This window comes from Clostridium mediterraneense (assembly GCF_900091705.1).
Classification (GTDB): Bacteria; Bacillota; Clostridia; order Clostridiales; family Clostridiaceae; genus Sarcina; species Sarcina mediterraneense.
Genome location: NZ_LT594785.1, coordinates 1,140,410 through 1,152,786, shown reverse-complemented (window position 1 = coordinate 1,152,786; position 12,377 = coordinate 1,140,410). Strand labels below are relative to the sequence as shown.

Annotated in this window: 11 protein-coding genes; 4 read left to right on the top strand and 7 right to left on the bottom strand. The window is 27.1% G+C overall.

What is annotated here, in order from left to right; translation table 11 throughout:
• Positions 1-83: 83 nt before the first annotated feature.
• From BN8917_RS07570 to BN8917_RS07565, 3 genes are all read right to left on the bottom strand, one after another.
• The gene (locus BN8917_RS07570) at positions 84-833 is read right to left on the bottom strand and encodes a DUF262 domain-containing protein (RefSeq protein ID WP_066872788.1); all 750 of its coding nucleotides are present in this window, start codon (positions 831-833) and stop codon (positions 84-86) included.
• A gap of 178 nt (positions 834-1,011) precedes the next feature.
• Positions 1,012-1,155, bottom strand: a complete 144-nt coding sequence (locus BN8917_RS14360) for a hypothetical protein (RefSeq protein ID WP_159426733.1) — start codon at positions 1,153-1,155, stop codon at positions 1,012-1,014.
• Between the two features lie 64 nt (positions 1,156-1,219).
• On the bottom strand, positions 1,220-2,038 hold the full coding sequence (locus tag BN8917_RS07565; RefSeq protein ID WP_066872784.1) for a MerR family transcriptional regulator: 819 nt from the start codon (positions 2,036-2,038) through the stop codon (positions 1,220-1,222).
• A gap of 82 nt (positions 2,039-2,120) precedes the next feature.
• Between BN8917_RS07565 and BN8917_RS07560 the strand changes: the two genes are divergently transcribed.
• Complete coding sequence (locus tag BN8917_RS07560) at positions 2,121-3,458, top strand: MATE family efflux transporter (RefSeq protein ID WP_235829987.1); 1,338 nt, start codon at positions 2,121-2,123, stop codon at positions 3,456-3,458.
• 44 nt (positions 3,459-3,502) lie between these two features.
• On the opposite strand, the gene BN8917_RS07555 is transcribed toward BN8917_RS07560, so the two are convergent.
• Positions 3,503-5,071, bottom strand: coding sequence for a ClC family H(+)/Cl(-) exchange transporter (locus BN8917_RS07555; protein ID WP_407641392.1), 1,569 nt, complete (start codon positions 5,069-5,071; stop codon positions 3,503-3,505).
• 355 nt (positions 5,072-5,426) lie between these two features.
• On the opposite strand from BN8917_RS07555, the gene BN8917_RS07550 reads away from it, so the two are divergent.
• Positions 5,427-6,377 carry an L-lactate dehydrogenase gene (locus BN8917_RS07550; protein ID WP_066872777.1) on the top strand — a complete coding sequence of 317 codons (951 nt, stop codon included), beginning with the start codon at positions 5,427-5,429 and terminating at the stop codon, positions 6,375-6,377.
• A gap of 98 nt (positions 6,378-6,475) precedes the next feature.
• On the opposite strand, the gene BN8917_RS07545 is transcribed toward BN8917_RS07550, so the two are convergent.
• The 3 genes from BN8917_RS07545 to BN8917_RS07535 all read right to left on the bottom strand — a co-directional run bounded on the left by BN8917_RS07545 (position 6,476) and on the right by BN8917_RS07535 (position 8,317).
• On the bottom strand, positions 6,476-7,234 hold the full coding sequence (locus BN8917_RS07545) for an exodeoxyribonuclease III (RefSeq protein WP_066872774.1): 759 nt from the start codon (positions 7,232-7,234) through the stop codon (positions 6,476-6,478).
• 18 nt (positions 7,235-7,252) lie between these two features.
• Positions 7,253-7,561 carry a hypothetical protein gene (locus tag BN8917_RS07540; RefSeq protein ID WP_066872771.1) on the bottom strand — a complete coding sequence of 103 codons (309 nt, stop codon included), beginning with the start codon at positions 7,559-7,561 and terminating at the stop codon, positions 7,253-7,255.
• Positions 7,562-7,663: 102 nt separating this feature from the next.
• Positions 7,664-8,317, bottom strand: coding sequence for a peptidylprolyl isomerase (locus tag BN8917_RS07535; RefSeq protein ID WP_066872768.1), 654 nt, complete (start codon positions 8,315-8,317; stop codon positions 7,664-7,666).
• 163 nt (positions 8,318-8,480) lie between these two features.
• Between BN8917_RS07535 and BN8917_RS07530 the strand changes: the two genes are divergently transcribed.
• Both BN8917_RS07530 and BN8917_RS07525 read left to right on the top strand, forming a co-directional pair.
• Entirely contained in the window at positions 8,481-9,353 is an 873-nt protein-coding gene (locus BN8917_RS07530; protein WP_235829985.1) for a S66 peptidase family protein, read from the top strand.
• A 222-nt stretch (positions 9,354-9,575) separates the two neighbouring features.
• Positions 9,576-12,374: an endo-beta-N-acetylglucosaminidase gene (locus BN8917_RS07525; protein ID WP_066872764.1), complete on the top strand. Its 2,799-nt coding sequence runs from the start codon at positions 9,576-9,578 to the stop codon at positions 12,372-12,374.
• Positions 12,375-12,377 lie beyond the last annotated feature (3 nt).

Here is a 12,377-nt window from a genome sequence, read left to right as displayed (position 1 = left end):
CACTTTAGGATATGATTATTTATAGATAAAATTTACAAATAAAAAAAGCACTCTAATTTATAGAGAGCTTTTCGAACTTTCCATTATTCTAAAACCATCATAAGTTCATCTTTTTTCACTAATCCATCTGATAAATTTGATTTACTTACAATTTCGCAAATATCCTCATTAGTATAAAGTCCATTATGTTCTACATTATCTAAAATGTTATAACATATAGCTTTTTTATTTACAAAGCAATTTATAAGCTGATCTAAATTATCATCAATAATTGTCTTAATTTCTTCTGTCATCTCTTCATTAATTTTTCTTTTTATTTCAGAAATTACATGTCTTCTAGTAACATTACCTCTACAATCTGAATTCACTACATCCTTAACTTTTACCCAATAAGCATCTGCTTCTCTTTCTTTTATAAATTTAAATTTATATTTAATTCCATCTTTATTAGTTTCTCTTCCACTTAATACATCAAAATAAAGTTCTTTTCCATTATAACTTCCATTTAAAGCTATAAATAAACTTTGAAATCTTTGTTGCCCATCTAAAATTAAAAGCTTTTGAGTATCAGTTATAGGTTCTGCACTACTAATAGTATTTACCCCTTCACTATAAGTACTAACAAATCTTCTATACTTCACTTGTTTCTTTGTCTTTAAAATTAAAAAAAGACCTATAGGATACTCTTTCATAATTAAATTAAAAAATTTCTCTATTTGTTCTTCCTTCCATATAAATTCTCTTTGTACATTTGGTATCCAAAACCCACCTTGCTCAATTGGGTTATTTAAATATGTTAAAGCTTTTTTTATTGATATACTTTTATACCCCATATTTGCCTCCCTTATCTGAATAATACTTAATTATATTCTATGTAATAATATGCCCATATTATGTTATTTTTAGACAAAATAAAGACAAAATTTAAAAATAATTATTTATTTTATATAATTATTTAAGCAAATAAAAAAGAGCTATTTATATTAAATAGCTCTTTTCTATTATATTAACTTATAGGAATCTATTATTTACAGTTACCTTATTTTCTTCAAAAGTATTTTTATTATTTAAATTTTGCTTAAATTGATTACTATCATCTTTTTTAAAACCTTTTAGATTATCTAACTTACTATTTTTCTTACTATTCTTAGGCATAATTAATCACTCCTTTAATTATATCATTTGAATTAATATAATTTTTTATAATAGAAGTTTATACCTAAAACTTTTCTACCTCAATTTGGATCTCTGTTATAAATTCATCTTTTATAGCTGTCTCGTGTATATCAATTTTATATATCTCAATAGGATCATTCTTTATAACTAGATTATTCAAAGCTATATATTCAAATAACTTTGCAAAAATCTCTCTTTTCTTAAAATAATCTCCCTTATAAGAATAGCAAATATAACAACCTTTATCTAAAATCATATTACAGAATTCTTTATCTTCATCATTATCTAAAAAACAAAATACTGATTTATAATAATCATAATCTCCTTCTCTTATTTTATCTAAGGAAAAAATAGAACCTATATTATTATTTCCAAGAATATTAAACTTCCCTTCAAATTTCTCATGTAATTTTTTTATAAGGAAATCTGCCTCTTCATCTTTTCTTATATCTCCATTTAAACGAATAGCTTCTCTTTGTTCTATATATTTAAGTTCAATCTTATCAAAATTAGATTCTAAAATATCAGAATCAATTATCTTAAGCCTATTATTTATCTCATTCTTTCTTCTATTAAAACTTTCTATCTTTTTATCTATAAGCTTAATTTCCTCTGAAAGTATATTTCTAGTAGTTTCTATACTTCTATTATCTATATAATCCTTAATTTTCTTCATTGAAAAATTTAATTCTCTAAGTTCTTTAATAAGATTAAGCTTCCATATATCTGAGATACTATATAGTCTATAAGAATTTTTATCTCTTATAGGATTAAGAATTCCTAGCTTTTCGTAATATATAAGCGAATCCTTCCCTATATTATATATCTTTGATATTTCACCAATTTTATAATATTCCTTCATCTTTCAATCACTCCAAAAATTAAAATTATATTTGACCCTAGTATTATACTATAGTTTAAACTATAACTAAGGATGTGATATTTTGTCTAGTTTAAGTTATAAAAAAACTTTAAGAAAAAAATTTATCAATTATTTATTACCATCAGTGGTAGCTATGTGGGTATTCTCACTTTACACAATAATAGATGGTATATTCGTTGGTAAAGGTGTTGGACCTACAGCACTTGCTGCTGTTAATTTATCCATGCCATTTATAAATTTTATATTTGCAATATCTATATTACTTTCAATAGGAAGTTCTACAGTTATAGCAATATATCTAGGGGAAGAAAAAAAAGAAAAAGCTAATAATATTTTCTCTTTAATAATCAGCTTTTTAGTTTTACTATCTGTTGTAATATTAGTTTTAAGTTATTTAAATCTAAATAACATAGCATTATTTTTAGGTGCAGATATTACTACAATTACTTATGTTAAACAATATCTTGGAATTATAATATTCTTTAATGGCTTTTTCATGGTAGCTTATTATTTAGAAGTTCTATCAAAAACTGATGGATTCCCTTATTTATCTATAATTGGAGTTGCAGTTGCAGCTTTAACTAATATAATTCTGGATTATATTTTTGTAATTAAATTAAATATGGGAATTAGAGGTGCTGCTTTTGCTACTGGGCTCTCTCAAGCATTATCAAGTATTATATTTATCGCTCACTTTTTAAGCAGTAGAGCTAATATAAAATTTACAAAATTTAAAATTGATTTAACCGAAATTAAAAGGATAATCCTTATAGGTTTTCCTGATTTCTTAACAGAGCTTGCTACAGGAATAGTAATCTTACTATTTAATCAAATAATATTAACTAATATAGGTGAAAATGGTGTTGTTGCTTATAGTGTTATAAGTTATGTAAGTACCTTTATTATAATGACAATGATAGGTATAACCCAAGGTATGCAACCATTAACTAGTTTTTATTATGGAAAGAAAGAAAAGAATTCAGTAAACTATATATTAAAATTAAGCCTTATAACTATTTTCATTATTTCAATTATTTCATTCTTAATATCTTATTTATTTACTGGAAGTATAGTCTCAGTATTTATAGATAAAACTAATACTAGCCTATTTACTTTTGCGTGTTCTGTATTTAAAATTTATTCATTCTCATTTATTATTCTTGGATTTAATATTATTATTTCTGGTTTCTGTGCATCTATAGAAAAACCTTTATTTGCAACTATAATATCAATTTCAAGATCTGTTATTACAATAATTATGCTTATACTATTAACTAATTTATTTGGTAGTTCATTTATCTGGATTTCAACTACCTTAGCAGAGTTTATTTGTCTTTTAATATCATTATTAATATTAAAAAAATTATTCTCATATAAATTAGTTTTAAATACTAACTAAAAAAGCTATCTTTACAAGATAGCTTTTTTTAATATTAATTTATTTTATTCTGCAACTGATATATGTTCTAATATATCAATCATCTCTGGAGCTTTATCTTCTCCTGACATAATCACAATATAATCTCCAGCCATAATTTTTGTATTTCCTCTAGGAATAATTTCTTTTTCTCCTCTTCTAATAGATACAATTAAACAACAATCTGGAAGATGTATATCCTTAACTAATTTTCCTTCAATTTCTGAACCTACTTCTACAGGTGTTTCAATTAAAGTTTTATTAGTTGATAATACTTCTGATTTTTTGTATCCTATTTTATCAAGAAGTTTTTCAAGTAAAGTTTCATATATAGGTTCCATCTTTAAAATACCTGATGTTATATAAGAAACTATAACTACAACTGCTAAAGCAAGTAAATGTTCAAATGAACCTGTCATTTCCATTATTAAAACCATACCTGTTATTGGTGCTTTAACTGATGAAGCGAAATTTCCAGCCATAGCAAGTATTATAAAGTTTAAAATAAATATATGTGGAAGTCCCATTACTTGACAGAATATTATTCCAAATATATCACCTACTATTCCCCCAAGAACTAATAATGGTAAGAATATTCCTCCTGGGACTCCTGATCCAAAACAAACTATAGTAAATAAAAACTTAAATACTAATAATACTAATAAGAATAATATAGTATAATGACCATTGGGTAAGCTCATTATAAGTGAATGACCTCCACCTAATAATTCTGGTAATGTTAAAGCTACTATCCCTGTGCAAACAAATGGAATAATTGTTTTTATATAAGTAGGAACTTTCACCATTTTATTATACATAGCTTGCATAATAACTATTCCCTTAGAAAATATAGCTCCACCTATCCCTATAACAATACCAAGTAAAATTAATGCCCAATAGTATTTTAAATCTAATGTAGGCATTGATACTCCAAAATCTAATGATAAACCTGGATTTAATATAGCTTTAAGTACAAAATCAGCAACAAGTGAAGATGTCATCGCTGACATTAATACAAGTGGTGAGAAATTTTTATGAACTTCTTCTAAAGCGAATATAGCTCCAGATAATGGTGCATTAAATGCTGAACTAAGCCCAGCTGATGCACCGGCTGTAATTAAAAACTTTTCCTCAATATTTATTCTCTTGAAAAGTTTACTAAAACCTTGTCCAACAGATGCTCCCATTTGAACTGATGGTCCTTCGCTACCTGCTGATAATCCTGATCCAATAACTATAATTCCGCCTAAAAATTTATAAATAAGAATTTTAAACCAATTCATTTTAAGATTTCTACTTAAAATACCTTCAACCTGAGGAATACCACTTCCTGCTATCATAGGTTCTCTTTTCACCATTTTACCAACAATAAATCCTAAAATTATTAAAATAGCAAAAACAGATACTATACGCCATACATTATTTCCGGCCCAGGAATATATTTCTTTTGCTCTAGAAAAAATCAATTCTGTTAATAGTCTATATAAAACCATAACAAATCCTGCTATTAATCCAATAATAGCACCCTCAAGTATTAATTTATACTTAAGATTTTCTCTACGAGACAACATATTCTGAATCTGTCCATCTTTCAATCCATATCATCTCCTATTTAATTTTTATTCATATTTTATTCCTATTATATTATATTGCTAAATTCATTTAGTCTCAAAAACAAATTTGACCATTTTAGCTTAAATTTAGAGTTTTTCTTATCCTTAAATACTTTTATAAGCTTTTTTTATATTTAATACTTAGTATATTTGTTAACAAACTTAGTATATTTGTTAACAATCTTTTAATTGTTTAAAATGCATTGATTATGCTCTTTTTATGGTATATAATTAATTTATAGTGTTTTACTAGGGATTAAAAATTCTAAAAGTTTGTGTTATTTATAACACCTTTTTATCCCAAATTTACTTAAGAAAAGATTTAGGAGTGATTTGTATGTTAAATAAAAAAACAAATAAAATATCTATAATAGGAGCTGGATTTGTTGGATCAGCATCTGCTTATGCATTAATGATTCAATCATTAGCTTCAGAAATAGTAATTGTTGATATAGATAAGAACAAAGCTGAAGGAGAAGCAATGGATCTTGCTCATGGAGCATCATTCGTTAAATCAGTAAATGTAATTTCAGGAGATTATGAAGATACAAAGGATTCAGATATAGTTGTTATAACAGCAGGAATTGGACAAAAACCAGGAGAAACAAGACTTGATATAATTAATAAAAACCTTAAGGTATTTAATCAAATAATACCTGAGATAGTAAAATATAGTCCAAACTCTATTTTACTTGTTGTATCAAATCCAGTTGATATATTAACTCATATAACTTATAAACTTTCAGGATTCCCTAAAAACAGAGTTATCGGATCAGGTACAGTTCTTGATACATCAAGACTTAAATATATGCTTGGAGACCACTTCAATCTTGATGCAAAGAGCATTAACACATATATCATAGGAGAACATGGAGATTCAGAAATAACAGCTTGGAGCTTAACAGATATAGCTGGAATGCCTATCTCACAATATTGTTCAGATGTATGTGGAGAATGTGATACTGAATTAAAACAAGAAATCCCAGAAAAAGTTAAGAACGCTGCTTATGAAATCATAAATAGAAAAGGATATACAAACTATGCTATCGGATTATCAGTAGCAAGAATAGTTGAAGCTATCTTAAGAGATGAAAATTCAATACTTCCAGTATCATCATTATTCGAAGGACAATATGGAATAAGCGATATCCATTTAGCTATCCCAACAATAATAAATAGAGATGGTGCTAAGAAAGTTCTTGAAATGCCTCTTAATGAAGAAGAAGTTAAGAAACTTAAGGAATCAGCTGATATCTTAAAGACTCACTTAGCTAATTCAGCATTATAATATAAAGTAATTAAAGGTTGTCTCAATAGAGACAACCTCTTTTTATATAAAAAGCTAGTCTACAAAATATTAGACTAGCTTTTTTATTTATTAAAATATTAATCCATATATAAAACAACTGGACAATGATCTGATCCCATTACATCATGATGTATATCAGCATCTTTTATTCTTTCCTTTAATTTTTCTGAAACTAAGAAATAATCAATTCTCCATCCTGAATTATTAGCTCTAGCATTAGCTCTATATGACCACCATGAATATCTTCCTGTTACTTCTGGATAGAAATATCTAAAACTATCTACAAATCCTGAACCTAAAAGAATAGTCATCTTTTCTCTTTCTTCATCTGAAAATCCTGGATTTCCTCTATTAGTTTTAAAATTTTTAAGATCTATTTCTTTATGAGCAACATTTAAATCACCACAAACAACAACTGGTTTTATTTTATCAAGTTTCATAAGATATAATCTAAATTCATCTTCCCAACTCATTCTATACTCAAGTCTCTTAAGTTCTTGTTGCGCATTAGGTGTATAAACTGTCACCATATAAAAATCTTCAAATTCAAGAGTTATAACTCTTCCTTCTTTATCATGTTCTTCTATTCCAATTCCATAACTTACACTTAAAGGTTCTTTCTTTGAAAAAATAGCTGTTCCTGAATAACCTTTTTTCTCTGCATAATTCCAATAATCATGATAACCTTCTAACATTTCTGATAAATCTATTTGACCTTCTTGAAGCTTACTTTCTTGTATACAGAATATATCAGCATCTTGCTCTTTAAAATATTCTATAAACCCTTTTTTAACACAAGCTCTTAAGCCATTTACATTCCATGAAATTAATTTCATTTTATCACCACCTATATATTAACTTATTTTATAACCATATTGATAAAGAATTTTTCTACTCTGCTCTTTTATTTCCTCATTAAATAAAGATTTATATTTATCTTTTAATACTAGTGCTTCAATACTAAGATCTAATTTTCCGTTACTCCAAAGTATTGTAAATACTTTTCTGCCACCATTTTTCTTTAATAACTTTGCTACATAATTTATTAATTCTTCCTCATTCTTAAACTCAGTGAATTCTACATCTAAATCTAAAGCAAAATTACCTATTTCTTTCTTTGAGTTAAGCATATCATAGTAAAATTCTTTATATAAACTTTCCATATTACCTCTCCTAATAATCAAATTATTAATTTAATTATACACTTCTTTTGTTATTTTAAAAATCAAAATATTAAATATTATTAAAATTTAATATGTAAACCATTATATTTTTTCGACTTTTCCTACCTTATTTCCATTCATCTCTATTCTAATACTCTCAATATATATTTTATCCTTTGGTATATCTCTTCCCATTGTCTTTGCATTCTTATCAGTTTCATCTAATATTTGTATTTTATTTATTTTATCTAATACTTCCATACCTGAAACAAGCTTTCCAAATGCTGAATAATTCCCATCTAAAGTATTATTATCGTCTAACATAATAAAAAATTGACTTCCAACTGAATCATTCTCTAGTCCTCTAGCCATGGATAAAACACCTTTTTCATGCTTTATATCATTTATATTAAATCCATTAGCTTTAAACTCACCTTTTATAGAATATCCTGGATCTCCTGTTCCATCACCATTAGGACATCCTCCTTGTAAAACAAAATCTCTAACGACCCTATGTATAGTTAAACCATCATAAAATTTATTATTTGCAAGTTCTATGAAATTATTAACTGTATTAGGAGCCTTATGTGGATATAAGTCAACTTTCAGCTCTCCATACCCCTTTATTTTTATAATAGCCATAGGTAATTTTTCTGGCTTCTCTATTTCAGCTACCTTTCCATTATATCCACTACACGAAATAAAGATTAACATAGAACTTAAAATTAAACTTAAAATTGTAAACTTCTTTTTCATTTTATCCCCCTAAAATAATCTCCACTTGAATTATATACCATTAATAGGAATTATTAAATATAATTTCATCTAATCTCTGATAAAGTTTAATTTTAAATTTATAAATACATATTTTTGAATTATAATTATATATATATATCTAACTAGAATGGAGAGGATAAATTTGTCAACTTTATTAAAAGCAAATGATTTAGTAGCATTTTTTACTTCATCAAATGCTATTTCTAAATTTTCTAAACAAAATATAGAAGCCTTAAGAGAAATCCTAAATAGTTTTGGAATAAATGTTATATATAAAGATAATCTATTTGCAGAGAAAACAGGAAATCCTTTTAATTTTCCCGCAAAAGAAAAAGCTGAATATCTAAATGAACTTTTTGCTAACAAGCAAGTAAAAGCAATTTTTGATTTATCTGGTGGAGATCTATCAAATTCAATTTTAGATTATTTAGATTTTGATATTATAAAATCTAATCCTAAGCTTTTCTTCGGATATAGTGACGTATCTCCAATACTAAATGTAATAAATAATAAATGTGGCTTCCCTACTTTCCACTACCAATTAAGACATTTAATAAATGGTGATTTTAAAGAAAAACAAATTGAAGATTTCAAAAAATCAATAATAGGAAATGATTCTGAATTATTTAATTTTGATTATGAATTTATAAAAGGAGAATCTTTATCTGGAAAAGTTGTTGGTGGAAATATCAGATGTCTTTTAAAACTTGCTGGTACTCCTTATTTACCTGATTTTAAAGATAAAGTACTTTTCCTAGAAAGTTATAGTGGAAATGCTGCTAAAATTTATACTTACCTAACTCAATATAAGCAAATGGGTATTCTAAATGATGTAAAAGGAATTATTCTTGGAACATTTACTGAAATGGATCTTAATAATATTAACCCTACTGTTGAAGAAATGCTTATAGATATACTTGGTGAAGATTCACAAATTCCTATAATAAAAACTAATAACCTAGGTCATGGTTCTGATGCTAAATGTCTTATAATTGGTAAGAACTATAGATTTTAAATAAAAAAAAGACAAACTATTGTTGAAATTAAATTTAGTTTGTCTTTTTTTTACTTTTCAAGTGATAAATTTTAATTAAAAAGTCTATTTTTAGAATTTGTCCACCTTTTTAAGGATTTTTACACTTATTCAGAAAATGTTTTCATGCTATCTTTTAATTAAACGTTTTCTTGGAAATTTTTTCTTATAAAGAATTAAAGACTTAATTTAAGGGGGATTCATATGCCAAATAAAATTTCGCACAAATCAAAAAAAACAATATCATTACTTTTAGCTACATCACTTGGACTAACATTAATCTCATGTTCTTCTGAAGGACTTTCTAAAACTAATTACAAAATTACAGAAGAAGGTAGTGAAGTTTTAATGTTAAATAGTCCTACTTCAAATCATTGGTTCCCATCCGAACTATTATCATGGAATGCAGAGAAAGATCCTAATCTAAAATATAATAAAAGTGTTATTCCTCTTGCTGATAGAGTTGATAAATCAAAGTTAAATACTATTAATAAAACACAAGATAAAGATATGAAGGTTGTAGCAATTTCAATAATGAATGAATCTACAAGTGGAAATCCTTCACGTGGTTCTACTAAGTTTTCATCAAATACATTCTCTTATTGGCAATATATAGATAAACTAGTTTACTGGGGAGGTTCTTCAGGAGAAGGACTTATAGTTCCACCTACTCCAGATGTTATTGACTCAGCTCATAAAAATGGAGTTCCTGTTCTTGGAACAGTATTTTTCCCAATGACAGCTCATGGTGGAAAATTAGAATGGTTAGATGAATTTTTAACTAAAGATAAAAATGGTAACTTCCCAATGGTAGATAAATTAATAGAAGTTGCTAAAACATATGGATTTGATGGTTGGTTTATAAACCAAGAAACAGAAGGAATAGATGAAGCTCCTTTAACTGAAAAACACGCTTCATTAATGCAAGAATTTATAAAAGAATTCAAATCTAAGGCTAAAGATTCATTTGAAATTATGTGGTATGATTCTATGACTAAAGATGGTGAAATGGACTGGCAAAATGGTCTAACAGAAAAAAATGAATATTTCTTAATAGATGGTGATAAAAAGTCTGTTGCAGATAGTATGTTCTTAAATTTCTGGTGGACTAATAAAGAGCTTATAGAAAAAGAACTTCTTAAAAATTCAGATAAAAATGCATCAAAACTTGGTATAGATCCTTATAACTTATATGCAGGTATTGATACTCAAGCAAATGGTACAACAACTCCAGTAAGATGGGACTTACTAGAAAAATCTCCTGGTAAGACATTTACTTCACTTGGATTATATTGTCCAAGCTGGACTTATTTCTCATCAGATTCTGTAGACTCTTTCCAAGATAAAGAAAACAAGTACTGGGTTAATGAACTTGGAAATCCTGCACTTGCAACAACTGCTACTGGTACAAGTTGGAGAGGTATTTCAACATATGCAGTAGAAAAAACTGTTGTGAATAGTTTACCATTCAATACAAACTTCAATATTGGTAATGGATATAATTTCTTTATAGATGGAGAAAAAGTTTCTGAACTTGATTGGAATAATAGAAGTATGGCAGATGTTATGCCAACTTATAGATGGGTATTAGATCAAGAAGGTAATAATTCTCTTACTCCTTCACTTGATTTTGCAAACGCTTACTATGGAGGTAACTCAATAAAGCTTTATGGTAATCTTGAAGCTAATAAAGCATCAACTATTAAACTTTATAGTTCTGATCTTAAATTAACTAAATCAACTAACTTCACTACTACAGCTAAATCAAGCTTAGAATCTAACTTAGATTTAGTATTAGAATTTGAAGATGGAACAAAAGAAGTTATAGAAGCTGATTCTTCTGTAGGAACAGAATGGACTACTCTTTCTTACAAAGTATCTAAATTTGCTGGAAACACAGTTAAATCTATTTCTTATAAAATGTCTTCTAAAGAAAATGCTGATGGTATCATGATAAATCTTGGTAATATAAATATCAGTGATTCAAAAACTAAATTTAAGAAAGCTGATGTTACTAAGGTAAATGTTGAGGATACTAAATTTGAAGAAGATGATACTCTTGCTGGAATAAAGTTAACATGGGAAGCTAATAATGTAGATGATATTAGTCATTATGAAATTTATAGAATAAATGATGATAAATCTAAATCATTCCTTGGTGCTACTCCATCAACTAACTTCTTTATAAATGCTCTTCAAAGAGATGAAGTATCTGATATTACTAATATCGAGGTTGTTGCAGTAAATACTGCTAGTGAGCGTGGTAAGGCAGCTACTACAAGTGTAGAATGGCCAGATAATGATATTCCTAGAGCAAACTTTAGTGTTTCTAAAACTTTAATAGCTCCTGGTGAATCTGTAAAATTTGAAAGTTTAAGTTCTGATGTTACAAAAGAAGTTTCTTGGAGTTTCCCTGGTGCTAAAACTGAAACAAGCACTGAAAAAGCTCCTACTGTAACTTATGATAAAGAAGGAACTTACACTGTTACTTTAACAGCTAAAAATGAAAAAGGCGAAGATGTTAAGACAATGGAAAAGATAATAACAGTTAGCAAAAATGTTACTGGAGAACTTACAAATGTTGCTTTAAATAAATCTACAACTGCTTCATCATTCGTTAATGCTAATGAAGCTCCTGAGTTTGCTGTAGATGGTAAAACAGATACTAAATGGTGTGCTACTGGTAAGGCTCCTCATAGCATAACTATTGATTTAGGTGACATTAAAACTATAAGTGAAATTATAATGTCAAATGCTGAAGCTGGTGGAGAGGCTGAAAATATGAATACAGGTAGCTTCTCTGTTGAAACAAGTTTAGATGGAAAAACTTTTGATACTGTTCTTACAGTAGAAGAAAATACTGCTTCTGTTTCTAAACATGCATTTAAGGCTACTGAAGCTAAATTTGTAAAAGTTAATATTTTAAAACCATCTCAAGGTTCTGATTCTGCTGCAAGAATATATGAAATTGAGCTTAATGGTATAGATGGTAAAATAAAATAAAAA